Source organism: Austwickia chelonae, assembly GCF_003391095.1.
Taxonomy (GTDB): domain Bacteria; phylum Actinomycetota; class Actinomycetes; order Actinomycetales; family Dermatophilaceae; genus Austwickia; species Austwickia chelonae_A.
The window spans coordinates 2541936-2561242 of the sequence record NZ_CP031447.1 but is presented as its reverse complement, the minus strand read 5'-3'; the positions used below and the strand labels follow the sequence as shown (position 1 = coordinate 2561242).

The 19307-nt window shown below is 65.4% G+C and carries 19 protein-coding genes; 13 read left to right on the top strand and 6 right to left on the bottom strand.

What is annotated here, in order from left to right:
* The first annotated feature begins 35 nt into the window (after positions 1 to 35).
* On the top strand, positions 36 to 812 hold the full coding sequence (pstB, locus tag DX923_RS11285) for a phosphate ABC transporter ATP-binding protein PstB (RefSeq protein ID WP_116114987.1): 777 nt from the start codon (positions 36 to 38) through the stop codon (positions 810 to 812).
* Between the two features lie 169 nt (positions 813 to 981).
* Positions 982 to 1248, top strand: a complete 267-nt coding sequence (locus DX923_RS11280) for a hypothetical protein (RefSeq protein ID WP_162872655.1) — start codon at positions 982 to 984, stop codon at positions 1246 to 1248.
* Positions 1249 to 1532: 284 nt separating this feature from the next.
* Here DX923_RS11280 and DX923_RS11275 read toward each other — a convergent pair whose 3' ends face one another.
* Genes DX923_RS11275 through mshD form a run of 3 tightly spaced genes read right to left on the bottom strand, consistent with a single transcriptional unit; the run spans position 1533 to position 5726 of the window.
* A complete protein-coding gene (locus tag DX923_RS11275; RefSeq protein ID WP_116114983.1) occupies positions 1533 to 2495 on the bottom strand; it encodes an NUDIX hydrolase in 963 nt (320 codons plus the stop codon).
* Entirely contained in the window at positions 2492 to 4795 is a 2304-nt protein-coding gene (locus DX923_RS11270; protein WP_116114981.1) for an RNA degradosome polyphosphate kinase, read from the bottom strand. Before DX923_RS11270 ends, DX923_RS11275 begins: the two co-directional genes overlap by 4 nt.
* 4 nt (positions 4796 to 4799) lie before the next feature.
* Positions 4800 to 5726, bottom strand: coding sequence for a mycothiol synthase (gene mshD / locus DX923_RS11265; protein WP_205413029.1), 927 nt, complete (start codon positions 5724 to 5726; stop codon positions 4800 to 4802).
* A 121-nt stretch (positions 5727 to 5847) separates the two neighbouring features.
* Here mshD and DX923_RS11260 point away from each other — a divergent pair, with 121 nt between their 5' ends.
* Positions 5848 to 8031: a bifunctional metallophosphatase/5'-nucleotidase gene (locus DX923_RS11260; protein WP_116114979.1), complete on the top strand. Its 2184-nt coding sequence runs from the start codon at positions 5848 to 5850 to the stop codon at positions 8029 to 8031.
* Positions 8032 to 8091: 60 nt separating this feature from the next.
* Here the strand turns inward: DX923_RS11260 and DX923_RS11255 are convergent, their stop codons facing one another.
* Positions 8092 to 8772, bottom strand: a complete 681-nt coding sequence (locus DX923_RS11255; RefSeq protein ID WP_116114976.1) for a winged helix-turn-helix transcriptional regulator — start codon at positions 8770 to 8772, stop codon at positions 8092 to 8094.
* Between the two features lie 72 nt (positions 8773 to 8844).
* On the opposite strand from DX923_RS11255, the gene DX923_RS16760 reads away from it, so the two are divergent.
* From DX923_RS16760 to DX923_RS11240, 3 genes are all read left to right on the top strand, one after another.
* Positions 8845 to 9099 carry a MoaD/ThiS family protein gene (locus tag DX923_RS16760; RefSeq protein WP_240322609.1) on the top strand — a complete coding sequence of 85 codons (255 nt, stop codon included), beginning with the start codon at positions 8845 to 8847 and terminating at the stop codon, positions 9097 to 9099.
* A gap of 46 nt (positions 9100 to 9145) precedes the next feature.
* Positions 9146 to 9982 (top strand): hypothetical protein, encoded by an 837-nt coding sequence (locus DX923_RS16225; RefSeq protein WP_162872923.1) that lies wholly within the window; start codon positions 9146 to 9148, stop codon positions 9980 to 9982.
* Between the two features lie 111 nt (positions 9983 to 10093).
* Positions 10094 to 10597, top strand: a complete 504-nt coding sequence (locus DX923_RS11240) for an FABP family protein (protein WP_116114972.1) — start codon at positions 10094 to 10096, stop codon at positions 10595 to 10597.
* An 84-nt stretch (positions 10598 to 10681) separates the two neighbouring features.
* Here the strand turns inward: DX923_RS11240 and DX923_RS11235 are convergent, their stop codons facing one another.
* The gene (locus tag DX923_RS11235; protein WP_240322608.1) at positions 10682 to 11662 is read right to left on the bottom strand and encodes an LCP family protein; all 981 of its coding nucleotides are present in this window, start codon (positions 11660 to 11662) and stop codon (positions 10682 to 10684) included.
* 456 nt (positions 11663 to 12118) lie between these two features.
* On the opposite strand from DX923_RS11235, the gene DX923_RS11230 reads away from it, so the two are divergent.
* From DX923_RS11230 to DX923_RS11205, 6 genes are all read left to right on the top strand, one after another.
* Positions 12119 to 13132, top strand: coding sequence for a YgfZ/GcvT domain-containing protein (locus DX923_RS11230; RefSeq protein ID WP_116114962.1), 1014 nt, complete (start codon positions 12119 to 12121; stop codon positions 13130 to 13132).
* A gap of 124 nt (positions 13133 to 13256) precedes the next feature.
* Positions 13257 to 14717, top strand: coding sequence for a helix-turn-helix domain-containing protein (locus DX923_RS16955; RefSeq protein WP_205413028.1), 1461 nt, complete (start codon positions 13257 to 13259; stop codon positions 14715 to 14717).
* Positions 14718 to 14816: 99 nt separating this feature from the next.
* Positions 14817 to 15242 (top strand): D-aminoacyl-tRNA deacylase, encoded by a 426-nt coding sequence (gene dtd, locus DX923_RS11220; protein ID WP_116114958.1) that lies wholly within the window; start codon positions 14817 to 14819, stop codon positions 15240 to 15242.
* A gap of 87 nt (positions 15243 to 15329) precedes the next feature.
* The gene (locus tag DX923_RS11215; RefSeq protein ID WP_116114956.1) at positions 15330 to 15665 is read left to right on the top strand and encodes a DUF2516 family protein; all 336 of its coding nucleotides are present in this window, start codon (positions 15330 to 15332) and stop codon (positions 15663 to 15665) included.
* Positions 15662 to 16531, top strand: a complete 870-nt coding sequence (locus DX923_RS11210; protein WP_240322607.1) for an alpha/beta fold hydrolase — start codon at positions 15662 to 15664, stop codon at positions 16529 to 16531. Before DX923_RS11215 ends, DX923_RS11210 begins: the two co-directional genes overlap by 4 nt.
* A complete protein-coding gene (locus tag DX923_RS11205) occupies positions 16515 to 16886 on the top strand; it encodes a phosphomannose isomerase type II C-terminal cupin domain (RefSeq protein ID WP_116114952.1) in 372 nt (123 codons plus the stop codon). Before DX923_RS11210 ends, DX923_RS11205 begins: the two co-directional genes overlap by 17 nt.
* Before the next feature lie 69 nt (positions 16887 to 16955).
* Here DX923_RS11205 and DX923_RS11200 read toward each other — a convergent pair whose 3' ends face one another.
* Complete coding sequence (locus DX923_RS11200) at positions 16956 to 17735, bottom strand: class I SAM-dependent methyltransferase (RefSeq protein WP_116116294.1); 780 nt, start codon at positions 17733 to 17735, stop codon at positions 16956 to 16958.
* A gap of 270 nt (positions 17736 to 18005) precedes the next feature.
* Here DX923_RS11200 and mshA point away from each other — a divergent pair, with 270 nt between their 5' ends.
* Positions 18006 to 19301 carry a D-inositol-3-phosphate glycosyltransferase gene (gene mshA / locus DX923_RS11195; RefSeq protein ID WP_116114950.1) on the top strand — a complete coding sequence of 432 codons (1296 nt, stop codon included), beginning with the start codon at positions 18006 to 18008 and terminating at the stop codon, positions 19299 to 19301.
* Positions 19302 to 19307 lie beyond the last annotated feature (6 nt).

Sequence of the window (19307 nt, the reverse complement as noted above, 5' to 3'; positions counted from 1 at the left end):
GTTCACCTCCCTCACGGAAGAATTTCGAAGCTCACATGGCCAAGCGCATCGACGTCAATGACGTGAATGTTTTCTACGGCTCCTTCAAAGCGGTGGAGGGAGTCTCCATGACGATCGAGCCGCGGTCGGTGACGGCCTTCATCGGGCCCTCTGGGTGTGGGAAGTCGACGATGCTGCGCACTCTCAACCGGATGCATGAGGTGGTGCCGGGGGGCCGGGTCGAGGGGGAGATCACCTTGGACGGGAAAGACCTCTACGCACCGGATGTCGACCCGGTGGCGGTTCGTCGCACAGTCGGGATGGTCTTCCAGCGTCCCAATCCCTTCCCGACGATGACTATTTTCGACAACGTGGCGGCCGGCTTGCGGCTGAACGGGGTTCGGGACAAGACGGTGTTGGCCGAGACCGTGGAGAAATCGCTCCGTGGAGCAAATCTGTGGAATGAGGTCAAGGACCGGCTGAGTAAGCCAGGAGCGGGTCTCTCCGGGGGCCAGCAGCAACGGTTGTGCATCGCCCGGGCGATCGCGGTGTCGCCCGAGGTGCTGCTGATGGACGAGCCGTGTTCGGCCTTGGACCCTATTTCGACCTTGGCCATCGAGGACCTGATCAACGAGATCAAGGAGCGGTACACGATCGTGATCGTGACCCACAACATGCAGCAGGCGGCGCGGGTCTCGGACCGGACGGCCTTCTTCAACCTCGCGGCGACCGGCGAACCAGGAAAGCTGATCGAGATCGGCGATACCCATCGGATTTTCAGCAACCCGGGTGAACGAGCCACCGAAGACTACATTTCCGGTCGTTTCGGCTGATCAGACGTCAGGATGAAGCGGGCTAACCTCGTGATGGCATGCGGGAAGACGTCCGATTCGTGTGCGCCTGCGCGTTGAAGGCTTTCGACAGCTCTGCGAGTGGCAGGATGAAATCGCTCCACCGGTCTGGTGAAGCGTCCGGTACGGCGACATCCTGTGGGAGGGGTCTGTGCGACGACAGATCGTGGCGCGGATACGAGGGCATCGGCCGGTGTCTGCCGACCTGGCGGTCGTCGAGGACGAAGCCGCTGTGTACGTCGAGAGAGGGTCGTTCAGCCACGCCTGTTGCGCGGCCTGCGGCTGGGAAGGGCCTGGACGACGAGCTCGTTCTCTGGCGGTTTCCGACGCCAGCCAGCACCGGTGCCGACTCCTCTCGGAGCAGGCCCAGGATGTGGCGGGCTCTCACGGCGTCGATGTACCGGCTCGTGCCGGTTGACATCTCGTTCTTTCCACCTGGCAGGTGACCAGAAGTCGCCCCCGCGTGAACACGGGAGCGACTCCTCGGACGTGAAACGTGCCAAACCGGGAGCGCCTCTCGGCGCACGGCCGCTCGTAGCGGCGTATTTTGGGACCCGGGGCTACCGCGGCCTGGCACGCTTCATCCACGGTAACGGCTAGCCGTACCTCGTTCCCAATCGGGTCGAGAGGGCGCACCCTGAGAAAGGGCGACCGGCATGTCCGCGCTGCGAACGGTCATCGGCCGAGAACCCGGGTCCTTGCTCAGATCAGCGGAAGATGTCGTTCGGCTGCGACGACTTTTGCCGAAGGCCCCCGGCCGCGCATGTGCAAGACCAGGGCCTCTCCCTTGACCATGTTCTCCCCGTGAACCTTTCGCAACATCTGACGGGTAGACCCGCGTGAGCGGGTGATCAGCTCGGTGAGCAGTGAGGGAATGACGGGCCCATGACTGCACAGGAGCGCCCGTTCTCCCGATCTGAGTAGTCCTTTCAGCGCCGCTGCGGACAGCCTCGGGTCTTCGGCGAAACCTTCTTCGGAGAGCACGGTCGTCGAGTGGACGGTGTACTGCCTGGACTCGGCGTAGGGGGTGACCGTGTGGAGGCAACGGGAGGACGAGGACGTGGCCACATGGCGAATGTCGTAGGCGGACAACAGGCCCACCAATTCTTGTGCTTGGGTCCGGCCTCGACGGCTCAGCGGGCGTAACCAGTCGTTCTCGTTCCATGACCTGCGGGAAGCCGCATGACCGTGCCGGACCAGCACCAGTGGCCAGGCCTTCAGATCCCCGCAGTTGTCCGCTGCGGCGAGGGCGTCGAGCTGTTCACGGTCGCGACGGTAGGTCAGCAAGCGACTCGCCTTGGGAACCGTGGCCCAACGCAGCTTGTCCACCTCGTGGAGCAGTTTCCCGTCCCCGGAGACCGGTTTCCCGGCCCAATAGCGGATGACTTTTTCGTGGGGACGTCCACCTCGTGGGGACAGCGGGTAGCTGTTCGTCGGCAAAGGCATTCCCAGGCGCATCACCAGACCGGTCTCTTCTGCCGCCTCACGGACGGCTGCTGCGGGATGGTTTTCCCGGGGCTCAAGTTTTCCTTTGGGCCACGACCAGTCGTCATAACGTCGACGGTGGACCAGTGCTACTTCCAAGCGTCCGTTCCGTCGACGCCAGGGAACGATCCCGGCGGTCTGAACCTCTACTGTTCTTCTGTTCTTGGCTGCACGATTCATCGGACGCGCTTCTGCTTGCGTCGACGGCCATGGGAGTCGATGAGGGCGGACTGGAGGTCGACGAGGGGCTCGCCGTTCCCCCCGCGATGGCATCTGGTCCATCTCCCCGCCCCGTCCAGATGCCAGCTGGAGGTGGTGTCGCTCATGCCTTGGGCCAGGATCCACACCAGCTGCTCGACATGCCCCGGGTCGTTGATCCGGACCAGGGCCTCGACCCGACGGTCGAGATTCCGGTGCATCATGTCGGCGCTGCCCAGGTAGACCCCGTCAGTGCCGCTCGTCCCGAAGACGAAGATCCGGCTGTGCTCAAGGAAGCGTCCCAGGATCGATCGCACCCGGATCCGTTCGGACAAGCCCGGCAGGCCTGGACGGAGCGCGCAGATACCTCGGACGAGCACGTCGACCTCGACACCGGCCTGTGAAGCGCGGTACAGGGCGTCGATCACGGTCTCGTCGACGATGGAATTGACCTTCATGCCGATATAGGCCGGTTTACCCTGTTGGGCCCGTTCGATCTGTCCTTCGATCTTGTCGAGCAGGCCAGAGCGGAGCGAACGGGGAGCGACCAGCAGGCGTTTGAACTTGCTGCGGGGAGCCCAACCGGACAACTGGTTGAACAGCCTGGTCAGATCCTCACCGACGCTGGGGTCACAGGTGAACAGTCCGAAGTCCTCGTAGAGCCGGGCTGTCTTCGGGTGATAGTTACCGGTGCCCACATGGCAGTAACGGCGCAGTCCGTTGGTCTCCTGGCGGACGACCAGGGACAACTTGCAGTGGGTTTTCAAGCCGACGACCCCGTAGACGACGTGCACTCCGGCGTGTTCCAGCTTGCGGGCCCATTCGATGTTGTTCTGTTCGTCGAAACGGGCCTTGATCTCGACGACAGCCAGGACCTGCTTTCCTGATTCTGCGGCATCGATCAGGGCGTCGATAATGGGGGAGTCTCCGCTGGTGCGATACAGGGTCTGCTTGATGGCCAGCACTTTCGGGTCAGCTGCAGCCTGTTCGATGAAGGCCTGGACCGAGGTCGAGAAGCTGTCATAAGGATGCTGGACGAGCACATCCTTCGCCCGCATCGCTGCGAGGATGTTCGCCGGCTTGCTCGATTCGACGCGGGCGAGATCGGGGTGGGTCCGAGGTACGAAACTCGGGTACTTCAGCTCGGTGAGGTCCAGGTCGGCGACCGCACCCAGGCAACGCAGATCCAGGGGCGAGGGCAGGCGGAAGACTTCCTGCGGGCCGACCTGCATCTCCCGCATGAGCATCCGCAGGACATGGTCGTCCATCGCCGCGTCGACCTCCAGGCGGACCGGTGGGCCGAATCTCCGCCGGGTGAGTTCTTTCTCCAACGCGGTGAGGAGGTTCTCCGCGTCGTCCTCCTCGACCTCCAGGTCCTCGTTGCGGGTCACCCGGAAGGTGAAGTGCTCCTGGACGTCCATCCCCGGGAAGAGCTGCTCGAGATGGGCCGCGATGATCTCTTCCAAGGGCACGAAACGAGCGCCGTACAGGCTGCGAGGTTCGTCCTCGGACTCGACCCTGACCAGGCGAGGAAGCAGCGGAGGCACCTTGACCCGGGCGAAGTGCTCATTCCCGGTCTTGGGATTGATCAGGGTCACGGCGAGGTTCAACGACAGGCCGGAGATGTAGGGGAAGGGGTGCGCCGGATCGACGGCCAAGGGGGTCAGCACGGGGAAGACCTGGCCACGGAACCACCACGACAGCCGTTCCCGCTCGTCATCGGTCAGCTCGGTCCATCGCTCCAGGACGATGCCTTCTTCGGCGAGCGCAGGCTGAACCTCCTCGGCGAAGACCCGCGCATGGGTTTCCATGAGCTGGCGTGCGCTGGACAGGATGCGATCGAGGAGCTCGCGGGGCTCGAGCCCGGAGGCCGAGCGGATCGCCAGGCCTGTCGCGATACGTCTTTTCAATCCGGCGACCCGCACCATGAAGAATTCGTCGAGATTGCTGGCGAAGATCGACAGGAACCGGGCCCGTTCCAGGAGGTACAGGTCGGGGTCCAAGGCCAGCTGGAGAACCCGTTCGTTGAACTGCAACCAGGAGATCTCCCGATCGAGGAAACGTTCGTCGGGAAGTCCGTCCCCCGAGGGCGTCGGCCCGTCCTCGCTCTCGGGGAGCCGGACGAATCTGCCGTTGGCGGCTCGGGGACGAGGGCGTTCCGGGGCCGCGGTCAGGGAGGTCGACAGCCGGGCGTGGTCGCTCTCGTTGGTGGGGGCAGGTGGACCGTCCGGTGCGTCCACAGGTGTTGTGCTCTCGACGGGCTGGTTCTCGGCGCTGGCCATGTTCCTATCGTGGCATCGACTTGATCAGCTGGACATCGCGGTCGAGCACTGTAAATCTCTGTTTTCGGTATGTACTGACGGCTGGGGTGTTGTGACCGTCCACGTAGAGCTCGACCTGATGGTTCCCACGGTCCCGTAGATGGGCGAGTCCGATGGCGGTCGCGGAACGTCCTAGTCCTTTTCCCTGGTGGTCTGGAGAGACCCCGACCACGTAGATCTCGGCGGTGCCCTCGTGGACCTTGGTCCAGTGGAAGGCCGCAAGTCGGCCCTGGGGGTCGTGGACGAGGAAGAAGCCCCGCGGGTCGAACCAGGATTCGCGGGTGCGCGCGCTCAGGTCGTCGGGCCCGAGGCGGCCTTGTTCAGCGTGGTCGGCGAAGGCCGCAGCGTTGACCGCCAGCCATTCCTCACTGTCGGAGGAGGTGAAAGTGCGCACCGTGTATCCCTGGGGAAGCTCGGTGGGCAGGGAGTCATCGGGGCGGAGCTCTCTGCCCATCCGCAGTAGTTCACGGACGATGGTGAGCTCTTCGGCTTCGGCGAGGGCCGCGGCTGCCGGGAGGAAACCGTGGGCCCAGATCCGGGCGTCCGGGGTGTGGGTGAGGACCTCCCGCAGGAGGCGCCGTCCGGTGCCTCGACTCCGGTGAGCGGGGTGGACGACGAGTTCGGCGGAGGGGATCCCGCCAGGGCGCGCATCGATCTGCGCATAGCCCAACAGAGTAGGTGATTCGTTCTGGGAGCTGGCCTGGGCCCCGGCGTCTGCTGAGAACGGTCCTCGGGCGACGATATGGGTGATCCCTGTGCTGGGTTCGTCAAGGTTGAGCACTGTCTGTTCCGACAGCGGGGCGACCTGGTCGGCTCCGGCAGCGGTCTCTGCGAGCGCCAGGACGTCCTGTCGTGTGCTCTCGTCGATTCGTTCTCCACATTCCACCCACATATCGCCATTCCATCACGGGGAGACCTTGGTCTCTGCTGTCCTGGAGTGGCAGTACTGCGGATCACGTCCGCAACCGGCATATTTTGCGCGATGGCGCGCAAGCTCGTACACAGGAGAGCCCATGAGCAGTGTCCGACGGTCTCGGATCATCGCCATTTGTCTGTCTGGCGTCGCCCTGACCAGTTCGTTGGCCACGTTACCGGCCGGCGCGGCCACCACCCCGGCACCGTCGGGGAAGGCGGCCGCCGGGTCGTCCCGTCCGGTGGCGGAGGACGCCCGGACCAGAGCGGCCCGCGAGGCTGCCGAGACGAAGGCAGATGCGGCGGAGAAGGCCCGGGACGACGCCGAGGCCGCGAGGGATTCGGCTGAGGAGACGCGGGACCGAAAACAGAAACAGCAGATGCCTGCGGATGCGGTGCCCGGCCAGCTGGCTCAGCCGCCTGCAGGTGGCCAGTCGGTCCAGCAGCAGGTGCCGAGCCGTCAACAGGCGGACGGGCTGCGGGCGCGTGCTGCGGCTCGTGCCGACCGGGCGACTCAGCGCAAGGTGCGCCAGCAGGCTCGTGACCAGCGGGCCCATGAGCGCACTTTGAAGGATGTGCAGTTGTTGGCCTTCAACGACTTCCACGGCAATCTGGAGCCGCCCACGGGGGGCAGCGGGCGGGTCACCGTAGGACACACCGTGGATGCTGCGGGGAAGGTCAGTGCGGCGACGGTCGATGCCGGGGGCGCGGCTTATCTGTCGACCCATCTGAAGCGGCTGCGGGACGGGCAACAGACTTCGTTCACGGTTGCCGCCGGTGACCAGATCGGTGGTTCTCCGTTGCTGTCGGCGGCCTTCTACGACGAGCCGACGATGGAAGCCCTGGCGAAGATGAAGGTCGATGCTGCGTCGGTGGGTAACCACGAGTTCGACAAGGGGTACAAAGAGCTGCTGCGTATCGTCAAGGGCGGCTGTGTCGACGACGGCGAGGGCAAGAACAACCGCAACTCCTGTGCTCTGCACAAGTACGCGGGTTCTTCGTTCCCGTTGTTGGCGGCGAATGTCTACCACGCGGGGACGAAGAAGCCGATCTTGCCCGCCTACACCGTGATGAAGAAGAACGGCGTGCAGATCGGGGTCATCGGGGTGGTCCTGAAGGACACCGCGAATGTTGTCAGCCATGAGGGCGTCAAGGGAATCACCTTCGGCGATGAGGTCGAGGCGATCAACCGGGCGACTGCGGAGCTGCGGGCGAAGGGGATCAATGCGGTCGTCGCGCTCGTCCACGAGGGTGGTTCGGTGCCCGCTCAGCCGTGGAAGGCACCTAACGGGAAGTCCTACCAGGTGACTCCGCCGTATGACGCGCAGTGTTCCGCCGGAAGTACGAACCTGCTCACCGGGTCGCCGGTGCTGCCGATCGCGCGCAAGGTCGATGCGGGGGTGGATGCGATTCTCACCGCGCACAGCCACCAGGCGTACATCTGTGATGTTCCGGATCCACAGGGCAAACCGCGCCCGGTCACCCAGGCCTTGGCCTTAGGCCGGTTGATCACGAATCTGCACTTCAAGTACGACCCCGCCACCAAGGACGTGGTGCGTGCCCGGACGTGGGCTCGTCAGCAGATCGTGTCCCGCGATGTGCCTGCCGACCCACAGATCCAGCAGATCGTCTCGGCGTACACCGCGAAGGTGAAGCCGATCGCGGACCGTGGTCTGGGGACGATCTCGGCCGATGTGACCCGGACGCCGAATGCGGCTGGGGAGAGTCAACTGGGTGACCTGGTGGCGGATGCGCATCTGTCGGACCCCGGGGTGGCGGCGAAGGGTGCTCCTGCGGTGGCCTTCATGAACCCCGGAGGGATTCGTGCGGACCTGCCCTTCGCTCCGCTGTCCGGGGAGAAGCCGGGAACGGTGACCTTCCGTAAAGCCTTCTCGGTGCAGCCTTTCGGCAACAACCTGGTCTCGATGGATCTGACCGGGGAGCAGCTCTACACAGTGTTGAACCAGCAGTTCACCGGGAAGAATGCTGCTGACCCGAAGATCCTTCAGGTGAGTAAGGGATTCGAGTACTCCTGGACGGCCGGACCGCAGGGGCCGCGGGTCGTGGACGGCAGTGTGAAGGTCGGCGGTAAAGCCGTGGACCGCACGTCGACCTACCGGGTGGTGGCGAACTCCTTCCTGGCTGACGGAGGAGACGGGTTCCCCGTCCTCGCCCAGGGCAAGAACCGGATCACCGGCAGCCAGGACCTGGACAGCTTCGCGAAGTACCTGGAGAAGCACGCGTCGTACACCCCGGCGCCGCTGACCCGGATCACCAAGAAGTGACAGGGACAGGCGTAGCCCGCATCGGCTGGTAGAACCCGTCCGGAGGTGCCCGTCGGCAGGTCAGGCGGGCACCTCGTCGGGGACGAAGCGGTATCCGACGTTGCGGACGGTGCCGATGAGGCTCTCGTTGTCGGTGCCGAGCTTGGCCCTCAACCGACGGATGTGTACGTCGACGGTGCGTGTCCCACCGAAGTAGTCGTATCCCCAGACCTCTTGCAGCAGATGAGCCCGGGTGAAGACCCGACCTGGGTGTTGCACCAGGTACTTCAGGAGCTCGAACTCCTTGTAGGTCAGGTCGAGGAGTCGCCCGTCGAGCCGCGCCGAGTAGGTGGACTCGTTGATCTCTAAGTTCCCGTTGGTGATCGGGGCGCTCAGGTCGGAGTCTTCCTCGGGGACGCGGGTGAGCGCGAGCCGGATCCGGGTATCGATCTCGGCCGGGCCGGCAGAGTCCAGCAGGATGTCGGCGAACGTCCAGTCGTGGGAGACCGCGATCAGGCCGCCTTCGGTGAGGACGACGATCACCGGACAGGTGGTACCCATGGCAGCGAGTAATCGGCACAGGGCCCGGGCACCGGCCAGGTCGCGGCGGGCATCCACCAGGATGACCTCGCCTTTTCTCCCGCGGAGGAGCTCGTCGATGTCCGGGCGGACGAGGCGAACCTCATGGGAAAGGAAACCGAGACCAGGCAGGATCTCCGTGCTCGCCCCGAGCGCGGATGTCATGAGGATCAGCTCCGCCATCGTCCTAGAATAGGTCGTCCCGATGCCCGGACCGTCGGGGAAGAGCGCCTCCGGGATGGCAGGCTTGGGGCCGTGACACAGACCTCTTTCACAACGCTGACCGTGCGTTACTGGGCTGCGGCTCGGTCCGCAGCCGGGGTGGCCGAAGAACCCGCCGAGCCGGGGCGGGTCGCCGATGTCCTGGCAGCGGCCGAGACCCGGCATCCGGAGCTCGTCCCGGTGCTGGCGGTCGCATCGGTGCTTGTGGACGGGCTGGCCGTGGGCCGCGATGCGGAGGCGCCAGCTGGGTGCGTCCTCGAAGTGCTCCCTCCTTTCGCCGGTGGGTGATGGGAGAATGCGCCCTGTGGGCGAGACGGCGAGGAGTACCGCAGGGATGACCAGTGACGACAAGGCGCAGCATCCGCCGCCGCTGCCCAGCGCAGTGGCTGGCCCACTCATGCCGGTCCGGCCCTGGCGCCCGATGGTGACCGGTGCTGCAGTGGGCGCCGCTGCCCTGTCGGCGGCCTTCGCCGCGGCGCAGATGCCCTTGGGCGTCGCGCTGACCGGGGGAGTGATGGTGCTGGCGGTGGTCATCGGCTGGGTGCCGCTGCTGAACCTTCCGGCGCCCTGGGGAACGACGGTCGTCCTGGCTTATGCGGCGGTGACCTTGGGAGTCACCGGATGGTTGGCTCGTCCGGTGGCCAGCGGGATAGGTGATCTCTCCGCAGTATTGGTGGCCTTGGCCGGTTCGGTCCTGGCCGCCTTCATCCACCAGCTGGCTCGGCGCGACGGCCGTCCACGCCTGGTGGAGTCCTTGGTGTCCACCGTCTCGGGGGTGTTGCTGATCGCGGCATGGGCCGGGTCCTTGCCGATGCTCACCAGACCGGGGGCGCTCGGCGCGGTGATCGTGGTGGCCGCCGCAGTGGCTTGTGCGGCTTTCGGTGACATCGTGCGCGGACGGTGGGTCGACGACGGCCCTGCTGTGGTCATCACTGCCGGGTTGTCGGGAGCTGGGGCCTATGCCGCCTACGCCGTGGTCGATGTCGCCGGGCTGCCGGTCTGGGTCGTGGTCGGGGCCGGCGTCGTCGCCGGACTGGGGTCCTATTCCTTGCGGCAGATTTTCTTCGTACAGCCGACACAGTCGCGCAGGCGCCCTCAGATCGCTTCCGGCGCAGGGTCGTGGCTCATCGTCGGGGTGGTTGTCTCGGCGCTGGTAGGTCTCGCAGCCTGACGCCGACCGCAGGGACAGGCGGAAGAGTCACCGGGGCCGGTCGCGGACGGCCGCAACCATTCGGGATGTACGGGAGAATGGAGGGCATTGTCCCGCCCCGAGGAGGAATGAATGGCCTTCGAACTCGACGTCACTCTCCAGCCTGTGCTGGCGCCCCTGGCCTGGCTGGTCGGGCGCTGGGAGGGCGCGGGGGTGATCGGATATCCCGACATGGAGTCGGTCAACTTCGGCCAGGAGATCATCTGTAGCCATGACGAGCGGGCTTTTCTCCGCTGGGAAAGCCGGACCTGGCTGCTGGACGACGAAGGCAGTCAGGTGCGTCCGTTGGCGACCGAACTCGGGTTCTGGAGAGTCCTGGAGTCCGGTGAGATCGAACTGCTGCTCAGCCATCCCACGGGCGTGGTGGAGATGTATGCTGGTCAACGCGATGAACAACGACCCGTGGTGCAATTGCGCACCGACGGTGTGATGCGCAGCCCTGAGTCGAAGGAATACAATTCGGCGACGCGGATGTACGGCTTTGTCGATTCACAGCTGATGTGGGCGATGGACATGGCTGCCCGCGGCTACCCCTTGCAGAGCCATGCTTCGGCAAAATTGCGGCGCGTGAGCTGAGATCTTTCACGGACGAAGCCGGTGTCCGGGCCTTGTAGGTCCGAACACCGGCTTCGTCCGTCTCAGCGGGAGTACTGCCGAGGATCAGCGCCGATAGGAGGCCATGTCGTCGACGGACAGCGCATGTCCGAGACGTTTCATCGCGGCGGTATCGACGATATTGATCGCAGCTCCGTCCGGACGGGTCGCGAAACCGGAGATGGGTGCTGTCAAGAAGTGGATGTTGTTGCCACGCACCGAGCGCAGCTCGAAAGCCAAGGAACGGATCATCTCGGTGGTGATGCCTTTGTCGACGGTGGCATTCTTCGCCGCAGCCTCCACGAAAGAGGTGAGCTTGCGCGGATCCGCCATGGTCTGCGGGGAGAGCGCCTTCATCATCAGGCCTTTGACGAAAGCCAGCTCACGTCGACCACGGGAGATGTCCCCCTCCGGAAGCTCGTACCGTTGACGCACGAAGAGCAGGGCGCGCTCGCCGTTGAGATGGGTCTGGCCGACGGGAAACTCGCGGCTGCCTTCGGCGACGTGTACGTCGACGCCACCGACGGCGTCGGTCATGGCCTTGAAACCTTCGAAGCCGATCTGGGCGACGTGGTCGATGCGAACGCCGAGCATGTTCTGCACCGTGGTCACGGTGAGAGGTGCGCCCCCGTAGGCATAGCTGGCGTTGAGTTTGTCGTCACGGTGCCCGGGGATGCTGACCTGCATGTCGCGGGGCAGGTGGATCATGGTGATGTTCTGGCGGGCCCGGTCGATGTGCAGCAGCAACATCACGTCGGAGCGGCCTTGGCCTTCGCCCGGGCGTAGATCGGACCCCAGGAGAAGAATGTTGAGGGCATTTCCGGCTTCGGGAGCTTTTGTGGGTCCAGGTTTGGCGCCATTTTCCTCGGGAAGTAGTGAGGAGTGCGTCAGCGAGGAGTTGACCACGTGCTCGAGGTAAGCGGCATAACCGAACACGCCAAGAACCGCGATGAGGACGACGGAGAGGAGCGAAGCGATGACGATGCGGAGTTTGCGGCGTTTCGGCTTCTTCGGTGGAAGAGTGCTGACCGGGTCTTTCGGACTCATCAGCGTCTGCTCGGGCATCGGTGGCACCGGGTTCCCCCTTGTTGGCGTCGACGGGACGGTTTTGGATGGCTCGCCAAAACTCTCGGGAAGCCGGATCAGCGCCCCCTCCGCGCTTTTCGTTCCGGACGGCCGCTGCGGCGTGAGCTGCTCTCGACGCAATCCCGAATTGCATAATCAGGTCGGGCGTCCGACTTGGTCAAGTCGGTCCGGTGCAATGGGGTACTTCGTCGGACTTTTTTTGTGCAAAAGTGGTCGGAGATAACGCTCTCGGGCTGTATCAATGTCCGACTTCTCGCCACCTGGACGGCTTGGAACAGATCGGGGCGGTTTCTCGTACACAGTTGGGGCGATGTGCCCCGTCGTGGACCTGCGGCATATGGCAGTGCAGGGATGGTGCGCCACGTGTGCGCCGGATGAGGCGGACCGGTCGATCCGGGGGCCGAGGAACGAGGAGAGATGACCAGATCACCGTTCGTGGACTCGGCCGGTGCCGTGGAGGCGTCGGGTCCGGACGCGGGGGTCGCCGCGCATTACGGGGATCCGGCTCGTGAACAGCGCTGGCTTCTTGACGGGTCGGCCGTGGTGGACCTGTCCCATCGAGGCGTGGTCACCGTGTCCGGTCCGGACAGGCTCAGCTGGTTGCATTCGTTGACGACCCAGCATCTGACCGAGCTGCCGGCCCGGACATCGACCGAGACCCTGGTGCTCAGCCCCAAGGGGCATATCGAGTACGCGCTCCACCTGGTGGATGACGGGGAGCGTACGTGGATCACCGTCGAGTCTGGAGCTGTGTCCGGGCTGGTCTCTTGGCTGGAGCGGATGCGTTTCATGCTGAGGGTCGAGGTGGCCGATCTGTCGGCGGAGTACGCGGTATTGGGCGAAGCCTGTGGTCGGGAGGGCACGGAGGGGGAGTCTCCGACCTGGCTGGACCCCTGGCCTGGTCCGGTGGGGAGGACATCCTGTTACGGGCCGGAAGAAGGACACCCAGGAGCGGGCCGTGCTTGGCGTGAGGTGATCGTGCCTCGCCCTGCGCTGGTCGAGGCCGTGGGTGGTCGACCATTGGCCGGTGTCTGGGCGGCGGAAGCCTTGCGGATCGCAGCTTGGCGTCCGCGTATTGCTGGTGAAGTGGACCACCGCACGATCGTCCACGAGCTGGACTGGCTGCGGACTGCGGTGCATCTGCAGAAGGGCTGCTATCGAGGCCAGGAGACAGTGGCTCGGGTGCACAATCTGGGGCGCCCCCCTCGTCGGCTGGTCTTCTGCCATGTCGATGGTTCGGAGCATGTCCTCCCCGAGCCGGGAGCAGAGCTGTCCGTGGGCGGGCGGGTGGTGGGCCGCATCACGAGCATCGCCCGGCACTTCGAGGACGGGCCTATTGCCTTGGCCGTGGTGAAGCGTTCGGTGCCTGTGGAGGCAGTGTTCACCTCAGGAACGACCGCCATTGCTCAGACGGTGATCGTGCGTCCTTGAAACACCTTGATCTTCAAGTAATTTCAAGAGGAAAGTCGATTTTTGTCCTGTGAGGGCAAGAACGTGTCCAAGATCGCAGCCCCGGTGCTTGCTGGCTGCTTATCCGCGTTAGCAGACTGGCACCATGAGCACAACCACGACTCCCAGCAGCACGATGCGAGAGTTGGGTGCTTTTCTCCGGCAACAGCGCACTGCTGCAGGCCTGTCCGTTCGGCAACTCTCTGCACTCACGGGGATCAGCAACCCCTATCTCTCCCAGATCGAACGAGGACTGCGCCGACCCAGCGCAGAGATCCTCCAACAGATCGCCCAGGGGCTCTCGCTCTCAGCGGAGACGCTCTACGTGCGGGCGGGGCTGCTCCAGGCGTCCCGGGACGCCGACAGCGCGGACACCTCCCGGGCCATCCGTGCAGATCCACGGCTGGACATCACCCAACGCCGTGCCATGCTCGAGGCATACGCCCGGATCATCGGTGACCCGCCGTACGGCACGGCCGTAGAGCAGACACGCCCCTCGAAGCGTGAAGCTGAGCGACCCGCCGACGAGGACCTGTTCCCGGAGGGGAACCGCTACGTACCCCAGGAGGACCGCATGAATGCCACAGGATCGAAAGGTGCGTCTTCCGGCGCGCCCACTGAGATCTCCGCGCTGACCCCGATCTACGTGATGCTGGGGGCTTCGGATCTTGCCGTGGAGAAACTGCGCGAGCTCGGCGCCAAAGCCGCCAAGGATGCTGAAGAGAGCATCGACGGACTTCAACAGAAGGCCGGCAACGACCTGGCCAAAGTGGTCGAGGGCGCCAAGCAGGTGCCTCAGCTGGCTCTCAACCAAGCCCTGGAGATGATGGCCCGGAGTCGGCAGCATTACACCGACCTCGCCGAGCGTGGCCGGTCGGTCGACCTCGCAGGCCAGGCCACCACCACTGCCCTGGGGCTCATGCAGCAAGCAACGGATCTTGTCGGACGTGGGCGTTCTCAGGCCGAGCACGTCGTCGAGCAAGGGCGGAGCCAAGCCGAACGTCGGGTCAGCGAAACGCGTAAGGTCGCGCTGCGGACCGGACAGGCAGCGGTCCACCAAGCCGGGGCCGTCGTCGACCAGGCCTCTCAGGTCGTCGAAGCGGTCACCCATGCAGGGCGCCGCGCTGCGGACGGTGCAGCGGACAGCATCGTCTCGGCAGCTCCGCCGGTACGTAAACCGACGGCCCGCCGTCGCCGTTCGCCAGGCAGCACGGCGGCTTCCTCCGCAGCATCTCCGGTTGCGCAGAGCGATCCGGTACCTGCTACGGCGTCGGTCGCTGCTTCGCCGACACCGGCCACGAAGAAGAGCACGACTCGGCGGAGCGCCGGCTCGAGCCGTACGACCGGAGCAGAACGCAAGCCGAGCACCCGCACCCCGGCGAAGCGCGCAGAGCGTAAACCGACTGTTCGCAAGACGACGGCGCGGAAGTCGGCTGCTTCTCCGTCTGACATGCCGACGACAGCGGCGGTGACTCCTCCGCCGAGCGGTCAGGCCGTGGCCAAGGCCGCCAAGAAGAGCGCACCGACCTCGTCGCCGAGCGCTCAACTTCCTCCGCACGGGGCGTGAGCGGACAGGTGGCTGTCGCAGCGGGGCCGGGACGGACGGGCATCCCGGCCCCGCAGTACGCTCACCGTCGATGAAGGTCGGGGTGAGCGAGAGGAAGCGATGAAAGCCGTCCTGCAACGGGTGACTCATGCAACGGTCCGGGTCGATGGCGAGGTGGTCGGAGCGGTTAATCGGCCAGGCCTGGTGGTCCTGCTCGCGGTGAATCGGGAGGACGGGCCGGAGCAGGTAGCGACGATGGCTCGTAAAGTCGCTGGTCTGCGGATCCTCCACGGTGAGCTCTCCTGCGTCCAAGCCGGAGCGCCGATCTTGCTGATCAGCCAGTTCACCCTGTACGGAGACACCGGAAAAGGTCGTCGCCCTTCCTGGTCCGCCGCAGCGCCCGGAGAACACGCCGAGCCGATGGTGGCTGCGGTCGCGCAAGCACTACGAGATCAGGACATCGAGGTGTCCACCGGCGTCTTCGGAGCCGACATGCAGGTCGAACTGGTCAATGACGGGCCCTTCACGGTGATCGTCGAGGTCTGACCGCAGGAAGCGGGAAGGCCGCAGCAGATCAGGATCGTTGCGCTGCAGTTTCGCCAGGCGAGGCTCGCGCCCCCGTACCCTGGAGACATGATCCAATCGCTGTACAGCGCCCAGGCCTGGGTGGTCCTCTTGCTGGGTGTGGCCGCTCTCGCGATGGAGCTCTACGCCTTCATCGAAGCGGTCCGTTACCCGGCAGCCACATATTCTGCAGCCGGGAAACTGACGAAAGCAGCCTGGGTGGGTATCACCGGAGTGGCCGTGCTGATCGGCTTCGCAGCGGTGCAGCAGGTCTTCGGGATCGGGCTGCTCGCGGTCGTCGCTGCGGGGGTTTTCCTCGCCGATGTTCGTCCGGCGATCCGGCAGTACCATCGGCCCCGACGTCGAGGAGGCGCTTCAGGCCGCGGGCCGTACGGTTCGTGGTGACCGCGTCCTCAGCCGTGCCGCGCCGGAGCAGCTCTGCTGCACAGGTGGAGTGGTGCGGGTTCGGGAGAGGTCGTCCCACCACGGTGGTCGCCCATGGGCTGGGTGAATCGATCGCAACGACAAGACCTTTTGTTTCGGGGGTGCCTGGGCGGAAGGTCTTCTTCCATTTCCGCGGGCACGGTGCTTCAGGAGCTCCGCCGGAGCCGTGGACCTATCAGGGTTTGGCCGATGACCTGGCTGAGGTGGCCGGACGATGCGGTGCAGACCGGGCTGTGGGGGTGAGTATGGGCGCGGGGGCGGTCTGCGCGCTCCTGGCCCGTGAACCGTCGTTCTTCACCCGCGTCGTGTTGATGCTGCCAGCTGTGCTGGACACTCCCCGAGACGATGTTCTGGTGAGGCGTTCAGCGGACTTCGCTGATCTGATCGAGTCCGGAAGAGCTGACTTGGTGTCTGCTGCCCTGGTCGCCGAGCACGTCGGGGCGACCGATCTTCCGCAGAACGGGCATCCGTGGGCGGACAGCCAGGCGCAGTGGCTCATCGGCTCCTCCGATGTGGTCCGGGCCTTGCGCGAGCTCCCACGTTGTACCGCCGTCACCGATCGGGACGAACTGGCCGCTGTCCGAGCGCCGGTGCTGATCGTCGCCCAGGAGGACGACCCCGTTCACCCCCTGTCGGTGGCCCGTCAGCTCGCCCGGATTCTCCCGGAAGCGCATGTGGAGGTCTTCCCCCCGGGTGGGTTGTTGTGGGCTCACCGCGTTAAGCTGAGGGCCGTCATCGGAGAATTCCTAGGGGACAATCCCCAGGTCGTGGGGCCCCAAGGCAGCGGCCGAACACCCGAGAGGACTGCACGTGACCAATCTGGATGACCGCCGAGCGGACGTCTTCAGCGTCGAACGCCCCTGGGGCGATTTCCGCAGCTTCTGCCAGAACGAACGCACGACCGTCAAGGTGATCACGGTGAACCCGGGCCAGCGTCTGTCGTTGCAGACGCACGCTCAGCGGGCCGAGATGTGGACGGTGCTCGACGCCGCGCCCCTCGAGGTCACGGTCGGCGACCGTACCTGGAGCGCAGAGCAGGGCGAGCTCATCTGGGTCCCCCAGGGAGCGGTGCACCGGATGGCCAACAAAGGAGAATCGCCCGCTCGGATCCTCGAGGTCGGCTTCGGCCATTTCGACGAGGAAGACATCGTCCGTATCGAGGACGACTACGCGCGAGACTGAACGCCCACAGGTTTATCTCTACAGACGGTGGCGGACCCGATCCCTCGGGGTGGTCCGCCACCGTCGTCTTCACGCGCGAGGGCTGACCGCATCCCAGCGGACGGTGAGCTCACCCAGCCGCCACCGGCCCGGCCTGTCGAGCAGGGGCCACCCGGCGGCTTTCATCTCTCGTGCGGTAGCGATCACCCGCTGTCGACGTCCGTAGGAGGCCAGGGGCGCCTGATGAGCCCAGGCCGTGTCGAGGGCTTGAAGATAGGCATGGATCCGCTCGCCGGGAACATTGCGGTGGATGAGTGCTTTGGGCAGCCGATCCGCGACATCGGAGGGCCGGTCGAAAGCGCCGAAGTTCATGGAGATGGTCAGCGTCTGCGGGCCTCGACGAGTGATGGCGACCCAGGTGGCACGTCGCCCGATCTCGTCACAGGTTCCGTCGATGAGCAGGCCGTGCGGGTCCAGTCGTGAGCACAGCAGCTCCCAGGCCTGCGGCACGTCCTGCTCGTCGTACTGTCGTAGGACGTTGAAAGCCCGGACGACGGAGGCCGTCCTGTCTCCGGGGAGCGGTAGCTCGAAACCGCCGACGCGGAACTCCAGCCCGTCCCCGGCCAGATGGGCAGCCACGACGACTCGAGCCGGATCGATTTCGATACCGACCACGGAGACCTGGTGGTTCACCGCTCGGAGACGATCCCGTAGCTCGACCGTCGTCACCGGCGAAGCGCCGAAACCCAGGTCGACGACCACCGGGGCGGAGGCCTGCCGCAGCCGCCACAGCTGGGTCCGGATCAACCATCGATCACACCGTCTCAACCGGTTGGGATTCGTGGTCCCGCGGGTGGCTGCCCCCACCATCGTTCGCCTGCTCACTCGCACACGGTACGCCGTGCTCCCGGACTGTTGGTTCCCTCCTTTCCCCAGGAGCAAGGCGGCGGATGCGGGCCCGGGAACAGTGGTACGTCGCCCTCTCGAAAACACAGGAAACAGGACTCACCGAAGGGAAGTACCGGGCCCTCTGCCGCGTTGACAGGGCGAGAGGCGTCCCGGTGCGGGACGTGAAGGACGAAGGAACGGCACCGAGGGAACACGGGGATCCCATCGGTGTCGTGGGCGAGAGGAGCGGCGTTGAGCCCGCAGATCGACCGGGTGGCGATGATCGCCGTACACACATCACCACTGGCCACACCAGGCACTGGCGATGCGGGCGGCTTGAACGTCTACGTCTACAACAGCGCCGTGGAGATGGCCCGACGAGGGATCTGCGTGGAGGTTTTCACCCGGGCGACCTCCGGGGACCAACAAGACATCGAAGCTGAACCGGGAGTTCTGGTACGCCATGTTCCGGCAGGTCCCTACGAAGGGCTCGCCAAGGAGCAGCTGCCGAGTCAGCTCTGTGCTTTCGCTGCCGGTGTGATGCAAGCTGTCGCTTCGCGCCCGGAAGGCCACTACGACGTCGTCCACTCGCACTATTGGCTTTCCGGGCAGGTGGGATGGCTGGCAGCGGAACGCTGGCAGGTTCCTCTGGTCCACACCATGCACACCATGGCACGGGTGAAGAACAGCCACTTGGCCCACGGAGACCAACCTGAACCCCAGGTCCGTGAGATCGGTGAGGTCCAGGTCGCAGCGGTCGCAGACCGGCTCGTGGCCAATACCGAAGCCGAGGCCGCTGAACTCGTCGACCTCTACGAAGCCGATCCCGGCCGGGTCCGGGTCGTCAACCCCGGGGTGGACCTGCGCACCTTCCACCCAGGGGATCGGACGCTGAGCAGGGCGCTGCTCGGCATCGATCCCGAGGAGATCCTGATCGCTTTCGTCGGGCGTATTCAACCGCTGAAAGCGCCGGACCTGCTGTTAGGAGCCGTCGCCGACCTTCTCAACCGGCGGGAAGACCTCAGAACTCGGGTGAGGGTCGTCGTCAACGGCGGGCCCAGCGGCAACGGGCTGGAACGTCCCACCGCATTGCAGGAACTGGCTCAGGAGCTGGGGATCACCGACCGGGTGCTCTTCGAGCGTCCGGGGCCTCGAGACAGGCTTGCTCACTGGTATCGGGCTGCTGATCTGGTCGCGGTCCCTTCCTACAACGAGTCCTTCGGACTGGTCGCCTTGGAAGCCCAGGCCTGCGGCACCCCGGTGTTGGCGGCGGATGTCGGGGGACTGCCCACCGCAGTCGGGGGAGGTGTGCTGGTCCCAGGCCATGAGGTGGATCTGTGGTCCCGTCACGTGGAGGAGCTGGTGGACGACCGTGCCCGTCGGGAGCGGCTGGGCCTGTTGGGAGTGGAACATGCGCGTGCCTTCGGCTGGGAGGTGACTGCCGACCGGCTTCTGGGGGTGTACGAAGAGGCGGCGGCAAGCCGTCGGTCAGACACACTGGAGGCTTTGGCCCGGGCGAGTGCGCTCGCCCCGACGCGGAGGAGCTGAGTGCGG

Excerpts from the sequence above, each read along its gene's own strand:
- pstB (WP_116114987.1), top strand. The coding sequence starts at position 36 with ATGGCCAAGCGCATCGACGTCAATGACGTGAATGTTTTCTACGGCTCC.
- DX923_RS11275 (WP_116114983.1), bottom strand. The coding sequence starts at position 2,495 with ATGAATCGTGCAGCCAAGAACAGAAGAACAGTAGAGGTTCAGACCGCC.
- DX923_RS11270 (WP_116114981.1), bottom strand. The coding sequence starts at position 4,795 with ATGGCCAGCGCCGAGAACCAGCCCGTCGAGAGCACAACACCTGTGGAC.
- mshD (WP_205413029.1), bottom strand. The coding sequence starts at position 5,726 with ATGTGGGTGGAATGTGGAGAACGAATCGACGAGAGCACACGACAGGAC.
- DX923_RS11260 (WP_116114979.1), top strand. The coding sequence starts at position 5,848 with ATGAGCAGTGTCCGACGGTCTCGGATCATCGCCATTTGTCTGTCTGGC.
- DX923_RS11255 (WP_116114976.1), bottom strand. The coding sequence starts at position 8,772 with ATGGCGGAGCTGATCCTCATGACATCCGCGCTCGGGGCGAGCACGGAG.
- DX923_RS16225 (WP_162872923.1), top strand. The coding sequence starts at position 9,146 with ATGACCAGTGACGACAAGGCGCAGCATCCGCCGCCGCTGCCCAGCGCA.
- DX923_RS11240 (WP_116114972.1), top strand. The coding sequence starts at position 10,094 with ATGGCCTTCGAACTCGACGTCACTCTCCAGCCTGTGCTGGCGCCCCTG.
- DX923_RS11235 (WP_240322608.1), bottom strand. The coding sequence starts at position 11,662 with ATGAGTCCGAAAGACCCGGTCAGCACTCTTCCACCGAAGAAGCCGAAA.
- DX923_RS11230 (WP_116114962.1), top strand. The coding sequence starts at position 12,119 with ATGACCAGATCACCGTTCGTGGACTCGGCCGGTGCCGTGGAGGCGTCG.
- DX923_RS16955 (WP_205413028.1), top strand. The coding sequence starts at position 13,257 with ATGAGCACAACCACGACTCCCAGCAGCACGATGCGAGAGTTGGGTGCT.
- dtd (WP_116114958.1), top strand. The coding sequence starts at position 14,817 with ATGAAAGCCGTCCTGCAACGGGTGACTCATGCAACGGTCCGGGTCGAT.
- DX923_RS11215 (WP_116114956.1), top strand. The coding sequence starts at position 15,330 with ATGATCCAATCGCTGTACAGCGCCCAGGCCTGGGTGGTCCTCTTGCTG.
- DX923_RS11200 (WP_116116294.1), bottom strand. The coding sequence starts at position 17,735 with ATGGTGGGGGCAGCCACCCGCGGGACCACGAATCCCAACCGGTTGAGA.